13 protein-coding genes are annotated in these 13619 nt (G+C 66.3%); 3 read left to right on the forward strand and 10 right to left on the reverse strand.

What is annotated here, in order from left to right; translation table 11 throughout:
• Nucleotides 1-30: 30 nt before the first annotated feature.
• The 7 genes from FJV80_RS33795 to FJV80_RS33825 all read right to left on the reverse strand — a co-directional run bounded on the left by FJV80_RS33795 (nucleotide 31) and on the right by FJV80_RS33825 (nucleotide 8316).
• Entirely contained in the window at nucleotides 31-1002 is a 972-nt protein-coding gene (locus tag FJV80_RS33795; protein ID WP_142878454.1) for an ABC transporter permease, read from the reverse strand.
• On the reverse strand, nucleotides 999-2558 hold the full coding sequence (locus FJV80_RS33800) for a sugar ABC transporter ATP-binding protein (protein ID WP_142878463.1): 1560 nt from the start codon (nucleotides 2556-2558) through the stop codon (nucleotides 999-1001). Before FJV80_RS33800 ends, FJV80_RS33795 begins: the two co-directional genes overlap by 4 nt.
• A 248-nt stretch (nucleotides 2559-2806) precedes the next feature.
• Nucleotides 2807-3841: an ABC transporter substrate-binding protein gene (locus FJV80_RS33805; protein WP_142878455.1), complete on the reverse strand. Its 1035-nt coding sequence runs from the start codon at nucleotides 3839-3841 to the stop codon at nucleotides 2807-2809.
• 128 nt (nucleotides 3842-3969) lie between these two features.
• On the reverse strand, nucleotides 3970-4887 hold the full coding sequence (locus FJV80_RS33810) for a sugar phosphate isomerase/epimerase (RefSeq protein ID WP_246689112.1): 918 nt from the start codon (nucleotides 4885-4887) through the stop codon (nucleotides 3970-3972).
• 118 nt (nucleotides 4888-5005) lie between these two features.
• Nucleotides 5006-6565, reverse strand: a complete 1560-nt coding sequence (locus tag FJV80_RS33815; RefSeq protein ID WP_142878457.1) for a mannitol dehydrogenase family protein — start codon at nucleotides 6563-6565, stop codon at nucleotides 5006-5008.
• The gene (locus FJV80_RS33820; RefSeq protein ID WP_142878458.1) at nucleotides 6562-7344 is read right to left on the reverse strand and encodes an SDR family oxidoreductase; all 783 of its coding nucleotides are present in this window, start codon (nucleotides 7342-7344) and stop codon (nucleotides 6562-6564) included. The genes FJV80_RS33815 and FJV80_RS33820 overlap by 4 nt, the downstream gene beginning before the upstream one ends.
• A 78-nt stretch (nucleotides 7345-7422) precedes the next feature.
• Entirely contained in the window at nucleotides 7423-8316 is an 894-nt protein-coding gene (locus tag FJV80_RS33825) for a MurR/RpiR family transcriptional regulator (RefSeq protein ID WP_095790684.1), read from the reverse strand.
• A gap of 118 nt (nucleotides 8317-8434) precedes the next feature.
• Between FJV80_RS33825 and FJV80_RS33830 the strand changes: the two genes are divergently transcribed.
• On the forward strand, nucleotides 8435-9622 hold the full coding sequence (locus FJV80_RS33830; RefSeq protein ID WP_142878459.1) for a Gfo/Idh/MocA family oxidoreductase: 1188 nt from the start codon (nucleotides 8435-8437) through the stop codon (nucleotides 9620-9622).
• 45 nt (nucleotides 9623-9667) lie between these two features.
• Here the strand turns inward: FJV80_RS33830 and FJV80_RS33835 are convergent, their stop codons facing one another.
• Nucleotides 9668-10138 (reverse strand): NUDIX domain-containing protein, encoded by a 471-nt coding sequence (locus tag FJV80_RS33835; protein ID WP_142878460.1) that lies wholly within the window; start codon nucleotides 10136-10138, stop codon nucleotides 9668-9670.
• 186 nt (nucleotides 10139-10324) lie between these two features.
• On the opposite strand from FJV80_RS33835, the gene FJV80_RS33840 reads away from it, so the two are divergent.
• Entirely contained in the window at nucleotides 10325-10855 is a 531-nt protein-coding gene (locus FJV80_RS33840) for a sterol desaturase family protein (RefSeq protein WP_095776186.1), read from the forward strand.
• A gap of 66 nt (nucleotides 10856-10921) precedes the next feature.
• Here FJV80_RS33840 and rsgA read toward each other — a convergent pair whose 3' ends face one another.
• Nucleotides 10922-11962 carry a ribosome small subunit-dependent GTPase A gene (gene rsgA, locus FJV80_RS33845; RefSeq protein ID WP_142878461.1) on the reverse strand — a complete coding sequence of 347 codons (1041 nt, stop codon included), beginning with the start codon at nucleotides 11960-11962 and terminating at the stop codon, nucleotides 10922-10924.
• A 183-nt stretch (nucleotides 11963-12145) separates the two neighbouring features.
• Here rsgA and FJV80_RS33850 point away from each other — a divergent pair, with 183 nt between their 5' ends.
• Nucleotides 12146-12478 (forward strand): excalibur calcium-binding domain-containing protein, encoded by a 333-nt coding sequence (locus FJV80_RS33850; protein WP_095776188.1) that lies wholly within the window; start codon nucleotides 12146-12148, stop codon nucleotides 12476-12478.
• A 1-nt stretch (nucleotide 12479) separates the two neighbouring features.
• On the opposite strand, the gene FJV80_RS33855 is transcribed toward FJV80_RS33850, so the two are convergent.
• The coding region (locus tag FJV80_RS33855) for a DNA polymerase IV (RefSeq protein WP_142878462.1) at nucleotides 12480-13619 on the reverse strand (1140 nt) is incomplete at its 5' end.

A 13619-nucleotide genomic window follows, 5' to 3' on the forward strand; every position in this document is an offset into this window, starting at 1 on the left:
GAGCGCTACGCGCTATTTTATGCCCACCCATCACTGCCGCCCCCGCATCGTGATAAACGCGCCGAACATCACGACCGCCACCATGATGGCGCCTTCGATGATGGCGGTGACGTTGGGGTCGATGGCGAGCAGGGTGAGGTCCGTGCGCACCAGGCGCAGCACGAAGACGGCGACGATGGGGCCGAGCAGGCCGCCCTTGCCGCCGCCGAGCGCGACGCCGCCCAGCACCACGGCGGCGACGCTGGCCAGCAGATAGGGGCCGGGGATGGGGGCGCCGATGCCGGTGCTCATGGTCAGCGCCAGGCCGCCAAAGGCGGCGAACAGGCCCGACAGCGCATAGGCGATGATGCGGGTGCGCTTGACCGGCACGCCTGAGCGGAACGCCGCCAGTTCGCTCGAGCCGATGGCGTAGATGGAGAGCCCGAGGCGCGAGCGCCTGAGCGGAATCCAGATGACGCAGAGGCAGACGATGAGCACCAGCAGTGCCTTTGGCAGCCAGGCGTCGATGGCGTCGGGCAGGCCGGGGATCGGCACCGTGCCCGAGATCAGTGCCTTCAGCCATTCGGCGGCGCCGCCGCCCGGCGCGTCGAGCACCAGCAGGGCCGCCCCCTGCAGCACGAACAGCATGGCGAGCGTGACGACGATGTCGGGCACGCGGGTGACGACGATCAACAGGCCGTTGAGCGCGCCGAGGACAAGACCCATGGCGAGTACGAAGGGCACGACGAACAGCGCGTATTCCTCGGAAGCGCCAGCCATCATCGAGGCGGCGGTGACGCTGGTCAGCGCCATCATGGCGGCGACCGACAGGTCGATGCCGCCGGCGATGACCACCACCGTCTGCGCGGCGACGGCGAAGGCATAGGGCAAGACTGCCCGCGCGAGCGAGCCGAAATCGCCGCTGCCATAGCCGGGCTGGATGATCCTGGTGGCGATGAACAGCACGATGAGCAGGGCGAACAGGCCTGACACCCAGCCCTGGCGGCGCAGGAAATGGCTCATGGCTTCGTCCCCAAGGCGTCGGAAGAGGGCGCATCGGAGGCGGTGGGGTCGGCCAATATGCCGATATCGGCCTTGGCGCCGTGCGGCAGGCCGTAGGCGGCGCGCATCAGCGCCGGCTCGTCGGCCTCCTCGACCGGGAAAATGTCGACCAGGCGGCCGCCGAAAATGACGATGACGCGGTCGCAGACGCGCTGCACCTCTTCCAGTTCCGAAGTGTAGAACAGCACCGACTTGCCGTGGCCGGCGAGCTCGCGCAGCAGCTTGTAGATCTCCTGCTTGGTGCCGACATCGATGCCGCGCGTCGGGTCGAAGCACAGGATGGTGCGGGCATCCGCCGCGATCCAGCGGGCGATGGTCACCTTCTGCTGGTTGCCGCCGGACAGGCGCTGCACCTCGCCCTGGGCGCGCGTGTCGATCTGCAGCCGCTCGATGGCCCCGAGCACCTTCGCGCGCTCGCGGCGCATGGGGATAGGTCCCCAATTGCGCAGCGCCGCGCTGAAGGGAAGCGCGATGTTTTCACGCACCGAGCGCTGCATGGCGAGCGCCTCGGAGCGGTCGCCCGGCACATAGGCGATGCCGGCTCTGATGGCGTCGATCGGATGCGAGAGTTTCGCCGGCTGGCCGTCGACCTCGATCGTGCCGCCCGAGGGGCGGATCGAGCCGGCAAGGGCGGCGAACAATTCGTCCTGGCCCTGGCCTTCGAGCGCCACGACGCCGGCGACCTCGCCATCCCTGAGATCGAAGGAGACGTCGCTGAGCTTGGTGCCGACGCGCAGGTTTCGCACGGCAAGCCGCGGCCGGGCAGGGGCCGATACCGCCTTCTCGGCCGCGCTGCGGGCGGCGACATGGGTCTTGACGATGCGGGTGCCGAGCATCAGCTCGACGATCTTTTCCTCGACGCCCGGCACGATGTCGACGACGCCGACGGTCTCGCCGTCGCGCAGCACGGTGGCGCGGTCGCACAGCGCCGAGATTTCGACGAAGCGGTGCGAGATAAAGATGACGGCGCGGCCGGCATCGCCCTGGCGGCGCACCACTTCCAGCACCTTTTCGGCGAGGTTGGCGGGGAGCGCGGCCGTCATCTCGTCGAGCAGCAGCACGTCGGGCTCGACGGCGAGCGCACGGGCCAGGTCGAGCACGCGCAGCACGGCCAGCGGGATGTCGCGCGCGGTGTCGCGCAGGTCGAGGTCCGCAATACCCAGTTCGCGCACCCAGGCGCGGAACGGCTCGACCGGCGTGCCGGTCAGCCGCAAATTGGAGAGAACGTCGAGATCGGGGATCAGCGACGGCTCCTGGTAGACAGGAAGCAGCCCGGCGCGGCGGGCGGCGACGGGCGAGCGTATGTCGCGCGCCTCGCCCCGGATCAGGATGCGCCCGGCATTGGCCGATATCGCGCCTGTCAGGATCTTCACCAGCGTCGACTTGCCGGCGCCATTGGCGCCCATCAACGCGTGCACCTCGCCCGGCAGAACGGAGAGCGACGCGTTGCGCAGTGCGGCAACCGCGCCGTAATTCTTGGCGACGCCGGAGGCGTCGAGGAGGGGCCTTTGCGGCAACGGATTTGTTGTCAAAACGTGTTGTTCTCGATCTCTGCGGCGTGCGGCAAGCCGGACGATGTCGGCCGGAACGGCGGTTATCCCTTCTCCCCTTGTGGGAGAAGGTGGCCTCGCGAAGCGAGGTCGGATGAGGGGTGCTCCAGGGAATGCCAGCGTCTCGCTCCGCTGGAGCACCCCTTATCCGTCTCGGCGCAGCGCGCCGATCCACCTTCTCCCGCAAGGGGAGAAGGCAGAAGCGCGTCCGGCCCTTACTCCCCAGGCCCCTTGCAGGCCACGATCTGGTCCTTCGTGTACGTCGTCCAGTCCGGGATCGAGATCGAGACCGGCCATTCGGGGCTGAGCGAGGGGTCGGCGGCGGCCTTCAGCTTGGCCTTGCCTTCCTCGGTGGCGTTTTCCCAGAGCTGCGGCTGCACCAGCACGGTCTGCTGTGCCGGCTTCTTGCCATCGAGGATCTGCAGCGCCAGCGTGACGCCCGCGCCGCCGATCGAGCCGGGGTTGGTGACGGCGGCGCCGACGAGGCCCTTGACCGAGCTCAACTGGCCGACGAAGCCGGCATTGTCGGCACCGACGATCGGCACCAGCGGCGCCTGCGATTCCACCAGCGCGTCGACGATGACGTTGTCGATGCCTGAGGTCCAGATGCCGTTGATCGGCGTTCCCGTCGACAGGAAGGAGAGGATCTGCTGCTTGGCCTGGTCCTGCTGCCAGCCGGTGAAGACTTCCTGCGCCACCTTCACGTCGGGGAATTCGGCCAATGCCTTCTTGAAGCCCTTGTCGCGATCGCTATCGGCCGAAGCGCCGGCGGCGCCGCGCATGTAAAACACTTCGCCCTTGCCGCCCATCTGCTGGAACAGCCATTTGGCGCCGAGATAGGCGTATTCTTCCTGGTTGTTGGAGATGATGTAGGCCGACGGCTCGGTGACCGCCTGGTCGACGGCGACGACGACGATGCCAGCCTTGGTGGCTTCTTCCAGACCCGCCTTGATGCCGGCCGGATCGGCCGGGTTGACGACGATGGCGTCGACCTTGGCGCTGATCAGGTTGCGGATGTCTTCCAACTGGCCGGCGGCATCGGTGTTGCGGTGGGCGATGTTGAGCTTTGCCACCTCGCCGGAGGCCAGCGCCTGCGCCTTCATGGCGCACACCATCTCCTCGCGCCAGCCATTGCCCTGCACGGTGTTGGAAATGCCGATCGTGTATTTGCCGGCGGCCGACGAGACGCCGACGGAGGCCAGCAAGGCAGCGCCCGCCAGCAGCGGGACCATGGTCAGGATTCTCTTCATTTCAGTCTTCCTCCACATTGTTTTTCAGTTTCAGTTCCAAGTCGTTGAACCAAGTCGCTCGGAAAGAGATTCAGGCGGCCCGCTTCAACTCATTGTCCTCCGCACGTCGTTGCCGACATGCTTCTTCCTCACTTGACCAGGGGACGCAGAACGTCGCGGGCGAGCAGAAAACCGCGCTTCACCTGCTCGTCACCGCCTTCAAACCGCCTGTCCTCGTGTTCGATGATGACCGACCCGTCATAGCCGACGCGGTAGAGGCCGGAAAAGAAGCCGCTCCAGTCGACATCGCCCAGCCCCGGCATGCGCGGCACCTGCCAGCCTATCCCGGCCGAGAGGATTCCGCGCTCGTACAAACCATCATGATCAATCATCAAATCCTTGGCGTGGACATGCAGCATGTAGGGGCCGAATTCCCTGATGAAGCGGGCCTGGTCGATCATCTGCCAGACCAGGTGCGAAGGGTCGAAATTCATGCCGACATCGCCGCCCCAGCTTTCCAGGATGCGGCGCCAGACCAGTGGCGAATAGGCGATGTTGTGCCCGCCCGGCCACTCGTCATGGCTGAAGATCATCGGGCAGTTCTCGAAGGCGAGCTTGACGCCATGGCCGCGCGCATAAGCGACGATTTCGGGCCAGATTTTCAGCGCGTCCTGCCAGTTGACGTCGACCGTCTTGGCGGCATCGCCGCCGCAGAAAGTGTTGACGACGGGCACGCCCATATTGGCGGCCAGCACGATCACCCTCTTCAGATGGCCAATGACAGCCTCGCGGTGCGCGGCGTCGGGATGCAGCGGATTGGGATAGTAGCCGAGGCCTGAGATGGTCAGGTGCCTTTCCGCCAGCGAGGCGGCGATTTCCTTCGCCTGCGCGGGAGAAGTCGAGGCGGCGTCGATGTGGCTGGTACCGGCATAGCGCCGCGTCGCCCCGGAGGTTTTCGGCCAGCAGGCGATTTCCAGCGCCTCGAAGCCGGCGGAGCTGGCCCAGTCGGCGACATCGGCAAGCGGCGTCTCCGCGAAGGGTGCGGTGAGCAGTCCAAGTTTCATCATGCCTCCCCTGATCTCTTCATCGTTTCGCGGAAACGCTGAAGAGATCTTCCTTTGTTTTCGCGCAATTCCGGACGCAAAACCGTTTCACACTTTTCCTGGAATTGCTTGTGCCGTGTCTTCACGGCCGATGTTCATAATGCCTATATTGTTTGGATCGTTTCAACCTTGCGACCTCATCCTGTTCGAGACTGTGCCGGACAGCCGCCATCGGATCGTCCGAAAGCAGCTCGCCCAGCGCCGAAGTGACGGCCGCGCGAAACGTCTCGTTCGCGGCAAGGCCGGGGTCGAAAATCGTGTCGATGGCGAGGATGGCCGAGGCCAGAGCCGGCGCATCGCGCCCGGTGGCGTCGGCGATCCCGGCAACCTTGCCGGCATAGGGGTCCGATACCGGCCAGCGTTTGCCGAAGCGGTCCGAGGCCTGGATGAGATAGGCCATCCAGCCGGCGACCGGCACCGACAGCAGGCCGATGGTATGGCCCATGGCGAGGCGGTCGCGGATCGGGTTGAGCAGGCGCTGCACGATCTTCTGCGATCCGTCGGTGGCGATCTGGTGGTTGCGGTGGCGGATCGCCGTGTTCTTCAGCCGGCCGAGGCTCTGCTCGACATAGGCCGATGGATCCATGCCGGGCACCGGCATCAGCGTCGGCAGCGTTTCCTCGACCAGCATACGCCTGACGAAGGTGGACAGCAGCGGGTCGGCGATGGCGTCCGATGTATGCTCCAGCCCGGCCAGCACGCCGAGTGTGGCGAGCGTCGTCTGGGCGCCGTTCAGCACCCGCATCTTGAGATGCTCGAACGGCGTGACATCGTCGACGAAGGTCGCGCCGACCAGGTCCCAGCGCGGCACGCGGCCGGCGAATTTCTGCTCGATCACCCATTGCCGGAACGGCTCGCCGACGGCGACGGCGGCGTCGCGGTAGCCGAACCATTGCTCGACGCTGTCGAGATCGTCCTGCGTCACCGCCGGCGCGATGCGGTCGACCATGGCCGAGGGGAAGGCGGCGTTGAGGGCGATCCAGTCGGCAAGGCCATCGCCCCGCCGTTCGGCAAAGCGCCGCACGACGGTTTCCAGGATGACGCCGTTGGTCGGAATGTTGTCGCAGGAGAGTAGAGTCAGGGGCCGGCCATGCGTGGCCCGGCGCAGTTCCAGCGCCCGCGCGAGGATGCCGGGCACGCTGCGCGGCGCATGAGGGTTGGCGAGATCATGGAGGATGTCGGGATGATCGAGATCGAGCGCGCCGCTCGACGGGATGTGGCAATAGCCTTTCTCCGTCACCGTCATCGTCACCAGGTCGATATCGCGCGAGGACAGCACCGTGAGCGCCGGTGCGGCGCTTGCCTGGCTGTCGACCACCTTCACGATGCTGCCGATGATGCGGGCCTCGATGTGGCTGTTTTCTCGGATCAGCCTTGTATAGAGGCCGCCCTGCCGGCCGAGCGTGTCGGCAAGGGTGGGCGGACGGATGTTGATGCCGACAACGCCCCAGCGGTCGAACTGACGTGCCAGCAGGTCATCGGTGTATTCGGCCTGGTGGCAGCGGTGGAACGCGCCGACGCCGAGATGGGCCATGCCGGGGGCAAGGGTTGTCCGCTCATATCCAGGCGTCCGGACAGCTGCCGGAAGCTGGTCCAGCAAGGCCGGCCCCAGCATTTCCGGCGCTGTCGAAGCGGCGTTCACCGGTTTGCCCCGATCACCGACTGCTCCTGGTCGATCACGGCGCCGGTCATCGGCCCGGCCGCGTCGGACAGCAGGAAGACGGCAAGGTTGGCGATGTCGTCCGGCTCGAGCAGCCTGCCGAAAGGCTGCGCGGCATTGGCGGCGTCGAGCCAGCCCGGGCCATGGCCCAGCGTCTCGGCCTGCATGACGCGTTCGGCCGGCGTGTTGGTCCAGCCGACATTGATGCCGTTGACGCGGATGCGGTCGAAACGGTGGGCGTTGGCGGCGTTCTTGGTCAGCGTCGCCAGCGCACCCTTGGTCGCTGAATAGACGGCGAGTTCGGGGGAGCCGCAATGGGCGTTGATCGACAGGATGTTTACGATGGCGCCGGGCTCCCGGCGCTTCCTCATGTCGGCGATGGCAGCCTGCATCAGGAAGAACGGCGCCCGCGCATTGACGGCGAACAGCGAGGCCCAGTCATCGAGGCTGGCATCGAGGAAGGAAGCGCGGTCGGTCAGCCCGGCCGCGTTGACGAGGCCATCGATGCGGCCGAAGCGGTCAATGCAGGCCTGCGCCAGCAAGGCAGGGGTCTGCGCGTCTCCAAGGTCGGCGGCGACGAAGATGGTCGCCGTGCCGATGGCCGACAGTTCCGCCGCCACGGCTCCGCCGCGTGTGCCGTCGCGTCCGGTGATCAGCAGCCCGCCGGCGCCGGCCCGCGCCAGCGTCTCGGCGATGGCGCGGCCGATGCCTTGCGTCGCGCCGGTGACCAGCACGACCTTGCCTTGGAGATGAAGCTCCATTCCTCCTCCCGGAACAAAGTTTCTATTTTTTAAAATATGGAACGGCAATTCCCGATAGTCAATTGTGCCAGCAGCGCCTCATGCGCCGCGTTTTGCCGCCACGCCTTGGACCAGCGCCATGCCGACCGCCAGCGATGCCGCCAGCGAGCGGAAGCCGGCGAAGTCGGATTCCACCACTTCCAGCCAGCTGTCCGACAAAGCGATCAGTGGGCTGAAGGTGCTGTCCGTGATGGTGACGATGCGGGCCTCTCGTTCATGCGCCACCGCGACCAGGTCGGGCGTGATCGAATTGTAGGGGCTGAAGGAAACGGCCAGCACCGCATCCTGCCTGCCGATGCAGCCGACCTGGTCGAGTGCCGAGGAGCCGACATTGTCGACCAGCACGTTGCGCACGCCTTGCTGCGACAAGGTCAGCGACAGATAGGCGGTGACCGGGAAGGCGCGCTTGGAGCCGATGACATAGATCAGCTCGGCGGCCGCGAGCAGGGCCACCATCTTTTCGAATCTCTCGACGTCGAAGCCCGCCTCGATGCGTCCGAGCGAGGCCTGCGAGGCGCCGACCATGCCGTGCAGGAAATGCATGGCGGCATTCGGCTCCGCCTCGGTGCGCGGCTCGCCGCGCGCTTCCGGCCACGAACCCTTGACGTGCTCCTTGAACAGGCCCTGGAAATCGGAAAAGCCGGAATAGCCGAAGATCTGGGCAAAGCGCACCAGCGTCGAGGGCTGTACGCCGGCCTGCGCGGCCACCTGCGCGATGGTGCCGAGCGCGACATCGCTCGGATGCTGCCACATGAAGATCGCTACCTGGCGCAGCCGCTTGGGAAAATGCACTGTGCCGGAGGAAAGCACCGCGCGCAGTTCCTCGTAGGTCTGCGGCTGGGTATAGCCCAACGCCGCCAGCGAGCGCCCGCGCTTGCGCGTCGCCGCCTCGTCGGCAAGAGATCGTCCCGAAGATTTGCCCGCCCCACTCATGATCTCAGGCTAACGTGGCACAATCGTATTACAATACGGAAATTGGAAATTATGTTCGAAAGTGGTAGCCGGGCTTGAGGCTTGGCGCGTCGCCAAGGATCTGCTCGGAGGAGAAAACATGGTCTACGCAACATCGGATGGGTCGGCGGGCAAGCGGCTGAGGGTCGGTATGGTCGGCGGCGGCCGCAATGCCTTCATCGGCGCCGTGCATCGACTGGCCATGCGCCTCGACGACCAGATCGTGCTGGTGGCCGGCGCGCTGTCGTCGGACCCTGAAAATGCCGCCGCCTCGGCCGCCGAGATCGGCATCGCGCCGGAGCGCAGCTATGCCGATTTTCACGCCATGGCGCTGGCGGAAGCCGCCCGGCCTGACGGCATCGAGGCGGTCGTCATTGTCACGCCCAACCATCTGCACGCGCCGATCGCCACCGCCTTCCTCGAGGCCGGCATCGACGTCATCTGCGACAAGCCGCTGTCGACCACGCTCGGCGACGCCGAAGCGCTGGTGACGCTGGCGCGCGCCAAAAAACGCCGCTTCGTCGTCACGCTGAACAACACCGGCTACGCCATGGTCCGCCAGGCGCGCGAAATGGTGGCGGCGGGCGAACTCGGCCGCATCGTCTCGGTGCATGGCGCCTACGTCCAGGACTGGCTGACCAGGCCGATCGACGCCGAAGGGCAGAAGCAGGCGGAGTGGCGCACTGATCCGGCGCGGGCGGGGCAATCGGCGGTGCTGGCCGATATCGGCGTGCATGCCTTCAACCTAGCGAGCTATGTCTCAGGCTGCGAGGCCGAGGCGGTGTCGGCGGACCTGTTCACCGCCGTGCCGGGACGCCGGCTCGACGACAATGCGCATGTCATGGTGCGCTGGACCGATGGAGCGCGCGGCACGATCCTGGCCAGCCAGACCTCGCCCGGCCACTACAATGATCTGTCCGTGCGCATCTATGGCGACAAAGCCGGACTCGAATGGTCGGGCGGCCGGCCGGAGGAACTGCGTTTTTCCGTCTATGGCGAGGAAACCCGCACGCTGGTGCGCGGCGGCTATGGTTCGACCGAAGAAAGCCGGCGCGTGTCGCGCATGCCGGCCGCGCACCCGGAAGGCTATATCGAGGCCTTCGCCAATTTCTACCGCGACGCCGCCGACATCATCCGCGCGCATCGCTCCGGTGGCGTGGTCGATGCCGCGCGCGCGGCGCGGGTGCCGGATGTGGTCGACGGTGCGCGCGGCGTGAAATTCGTCGCCGCGGCGGTGGCGTCGAACGCGGCGGGCGGTGCGTGGACGGCGGCACGGTTTGCGGGGTGACAGCCGATCTCCACACGAGGAGATCGCCAGTTTTGCCACCGGCAATCACCCGGTCCCCAGCCGCTTCGCCAGATCCGACAGCATCGGGCGCTGGCCCTGCAGAATTTTTGGCGCCGCCTCGGGCAGGCTGAACCAGCCGGCCCTGTCGACCTCAGGAAATTCTTTCATCGACCCGGACCTTGGCGGCCATTCCATGGTGAAGCTGTTGCTCTTAATGGCGGCCACATCGATCTCGGTGCTGGCCTCGACCGACCAGGCGATGACGATCTTGCCGCCTGGTTGCTTGTAGTCGCCGAGGCGCGCGAAGGAGCCGTCGACCGTGATGCCGAGCTCTTCCCCGGCCTCGCGTTGCGCCGCCTTCAGTTCGTCCTCGTCCTCGTCGATGAGGCCTTTCGGGATCGACCAGGCGCCTTCATCCTTCCTTGCCCAGAACGGGCCGCCGGGATGAACCAGAAGCACCTGGATATCCCCGTCTATTCGACGATAAATCAGCAGGCCCGCACTGCGTTTTGCCATTTTTGCATGTCCGTTTGCAGCGCCGGTGCGAGGTTTGCCGATTCTTGAGTCGATCATGCGTGCTGAACTTGCACCGGAAAATTGCGACGCTATGTCAGATGCATCTGCATTGCACCTCGTCCGCGAGTTCGGCAATCTGATAGCATCGATTCTGGGGCGGCGTCGAAATCAGATGGGGCGTCCGGTATGCAACTCGGTCTGATCGGTTACTACAGCGATTTCGTGGTCTATCCGCTGGCGATCGCCCTGTTGGGAGTGGCCGGGCTGATCGAGGCCGGGGAAGAGAGCGCGCCGGACTGGATCGGCACGGTGCTGATCTGTCTCGGCCTGTGGACGTTGATCGAATACGTCCTGCACCGCTTCGTCCTGCATCACGTCCCCTACATCAGGGATCTGCACGACCGTCATCATATCGAGGAGCGCAGTCCGGTGGGCACGCCGACCTGGCTCAGCCTGGGCGTGCATGCGCTGATCGCGCTGCCCATCTGGCTGCTCTCGGATTTCGCGACCGCCAGCGCGGTCGGCTGCGGGCTGATGCTGGGCTATCTCTGGTACATCAGCGTCCACCACATGATCCATCATTGGCACCCCGCCCATCCCAGCTATCTCTACACGCTCAAGCGCCGCCACGCGGTGCACCACCATATCGACGACAACGCCAATTTCGGCGTGACGTCGCTGTTCTGGGACCGGATTTTCGGCACGGCGCGGCTTTGAGGGCGGTAGGGCAGTAGGGCAGTAGGGCAGTAGGGCAGTAGGGCAGTAGGGCAGTAGGGCAGTCGTTCAGCGCCGCTTGCCGCGGCCGGCGGGAGACTTGGCGCCGCGAGGTCCTGTCAGCACCGGCGTGTTGTGCTGGTTTTCGTCGGACAGTTTGCGCCAGCGGGCCAAGCGGTCCGGATCGAGCGTGCCGGCCTTTAACGCTGCCTGCACCGCGCAGCCCGGTTCATGCACATGCGTGCAGTCGCGGAATTTGCAGAGCGGAGCCAACTCGGTGATTTCGGCAAACAGCATGTCGATGCCGTAGGCGACGTCGCTGACTTGCAGCGTGCGCATGCCCGGCGTGTCGATCACCCAGCCGCCACCGGCAATGGCGTGCAGCGACCGCGCCGTGGTGGTGTGGCGTCCCTTGGCATCGTGTTCGCGAATGGCTCCGGTCTGCTGCGCCGATCCGGCCAAACTATTGACCAGTGTCGATTTGCCAACGCCGGAGGAACCGATCAGCGCCACCGTCTGCCCCGCGCCGCACCAGGCAGCGAGTGCGCTCGCGGCGCCAGATATGCGCGGGTTCAGCGTCACGACGGCCAATCCGCGCTGCAGCGCGGCGGCCTGGCTTTGGTACGCCTCGGCGTCCTCGGCCGTATCGGCCTTGGTCAGCAGGATCACGGGGGTCGTTCCGGCCTCGTTGGCCAGCGCCAGATAGCGTTCGAGCCGGGCGATGTTGAAATCGGCATTGCAGGACGTGACGATGAACAGCGTGTCGACATTGGCGGCGGCCAGCTGTGGCCCCCTGCCGCCCTGGACGCGGCGCTCCAGAACCGTCTTGCGGGTCAGGCGACGCCGCACGAGGTGGCTATGCGGCTCGACCAGCACCCAGTCGCCGACGGCGTAGTCGCCGGTGGTGGCCTGCGGCGCCAGGGACAGATCGGTATGTCCCGTCTGGGACAGGCCGCTCAGCCGGTCTCGATGCACCATGGCAATGCGGGTCGGGATGAGGTCTGCATCGCCTGGCTCGAGCTGGTCGCCGAAGAACTCCGACCATCCAAGGCCGGCAAGCGATAGGGATGGGGCGGAAGAGGAGGCCGTCACGGCTTCGACCGAGGGCATGGCGTCGCTGACATCGGACAGTATCCTCGGGAAAGATAGGAGAGGCGCCGACCCCTCGGAACGGGCGATCCGCCCACGCCGCTGTATGGGCGGCACGGCGAGGTTTGGCAAGCGTTGCCGGTTGTCGCGGCAGCCCGGTGAAGATAGATTTGTGTCGGGCCTGAAGCTAGGGGTGCGCCGGGAATGCTTCTGCCATTCTTGCATTGGCCTGCAACTCTTCGCCACGGCAGGCTGAAATACCTGGCTCTTTTCGCGCCGTTCATCCTCTTGTCCGGCTACATCGCCTACGGCTTTGTCGGCATCCAGATTGACTCGCCGCTCGCCGCCTTAAGGCACTTTGCCGCGTTCCCCAACTGTGCTGCCGCCCGCGCCGTCGGGCTTGCCCCCGCGCGCAAGGGACAGCCGGGCTATTGGCCGACGCATGATGCCGACAGGGACGGTATCGCCTGTGAACCTTGGCATGGGGGAAGCGGTAGCGGCGTCAGGGTGCATCGCTATTCGCGGACAGGCAGATAGCTCACAATTCCTTTTCCGCCAGTTCCCTGAACTCGTCGGGCACGGAGCGTGCCGCTTCCAGCACCACCGTGCCGTAGCCGACAGCCTGCTTGCCGAAGCGTTCGCGGATCTTGTCGATGGCGCGGTCGGCGCCGAAGCGGGCGAGGCCTTTTTTGCTACCGGGGCGGCGCTTCTCGTCGGCGAGGCCGAGCGGCAGGTCGAGCTGCAGCTCCGCGCTCTCCTCCAGGTGCGAGACCGAGATCGCCAGCAGCGAGATGGTCTTTTCGCGTGGATGGTCGCCGAGCACGCCGCGCACCAGGTCGCCGGCGATCTCGGCCAGCATGGTGGTCGCCGAGATCGGCTGGTCGAGCGTGATCGAGCGCGTGACGGCGCTGAGATCGGCAAAGCGCACGCGCACCGTCACCGTGCGGCCCGGCCGCGCCTTGGCGCGCAGCCGGCTGGCGACGCGGTCGGCCAGATGCAGCAAGGTGGGGACGATCACCCGCGCCACGGCGGGTTTCTGGCCAAGGGCCGATTGCGCGCCGGCCGAATGCGCCCGGCGCCTGGTCTCCATTTTCCTTGGGTCGCGGTTCCATGACAGAGCGGCGAGCTTTTCGCCGGCGGCGGGACCAAGCAGCCGCGTCAGCGCGCCGCTATGCGTTCTGGCCAGCTCGCCGATGGTCTCGACGCCGATTTCCGCCAGCCTTGCCTTGGTCGCCGGACCGACGCCCCACATCAGCGAGACCGGCAGGTCGTGCAGGAAGGCCAGTTCGGTGCCGGGATCGACGACCACCAGCCCGTCGGGCTTGGCGACCTGCGAGGCGATCTTGGCCAGATGCTTGGTGCGGGCGACGCCGATCGAAATCGGCAGGCCGAGTTCCGCCCGCACGCGGCGGCGGATCGCCGTGGCGATCTCCCGCGGTTGCCCGAACAGATGCGTGCAGCCGGCGACATCGGCGAAGGCCTCGTCGATGGAGATGCGCTCGACCACCGGCGTGAAATCGTCGAGCACCTTGATCGCCGCATCCCCCAGCCGCTGGTAGTGGCTGAAATTGCCGCCGACGAAGATCAGTTGCGGGCAAAGCTCGCGCGCCTTGCGCCCCGGCATGCCGCCGCGCACGCCGAAGGCGCGCGCTTCATAGGAGGCGGCGTGGTGCTCGCC

This window comes from Mesorhizobium sp. WSM4310, assembly GCF_007003935.1.
Lineage (GTDB): Bacteria > Pseudomonadota > Alphaproteobacteria > Rhizobiales > Rhizobiaceae > Mesorhizobium.

What these genes read in the sequence shown, in the direction of transcription:
- FJV80_RS33795 (WP_142878454.1), bottom strand. Translation starts at nt 1,002, where the DNA reads ATGAGCCATTTCCTGCGCCGCCAGGGCTGGGTGTCAGGCCTGTTCGCC.
- FJV80_RS33805 (WP_142878455.1), bottom strand. Translation starts at nt 3,841, where the DNA reads ATGAAGAGAATCCTGACCATGGTCCCGCTGCTGGCGGGCGCTGCCTTG.
- FJV80_RS33810 (WP_246689112.1), bottom strand. Translation starts at nt 4,887, where the DNA reads ATGATGAAACTTGGACTGCTCACCGCACCCTTCGCGGAGACGCCGCTT.
- FJV80_RS33820 (WP_142878458.1), bottom strand. Translation starts at nt 7,344, where the DNA reads ATGGAGCTTCATCTCCAAGGCAAGGTCGTGCTGGTCACCGGCGCGACG.
- FJV80_RS33825 (WP_095790684.1), bottom strand. Translation starts at nt 8,316, where the DNA reads ATGAGTGGGGCGGGCAAATCTTCGGGACGATCTCTTGCCGACGAGGCG.
- FJV80_RS33830 (WP_142878459.1), top strand. Translation starts at nt 8,435, where the DNA reads ATGGTCTACGCAACATCGGATGGGTCGGCGGGCAAGCGGCTGAGGGTC.
- FJV80_RS33835 (WP_142878460.1), bottom strand. Translation starts at nt 10,138, where the DNA reads ATGGCAAAACGCAGTGCGGGCCTGCTGATTTATCGTCGAATAGACGGG.
- FJV80_RS33840 (WP_095776186.1), top strand. Translation starts at nt 10,325, where the DNA reads ATGCAACTCGGTCTGATCGGTTACTACAGCGATTTCGTGGTCTATCCG.
- rsgA (WP_142878461.1), bottom strand. Translation starts at nt 11,962, where the DNA reads ATGCCCTCGGTCGAAGCCGTGACGGCCTCCTCTTCCGCCCCATCCCTA.
- FJV80_RS33850 (WP_095776188.1), top strand. Translation starts at nt 12,146, where the DNA reads ATGCTTCTGCCATTCTTGCATTGGCCTGCAACTCTTCGCCACGGCAGG.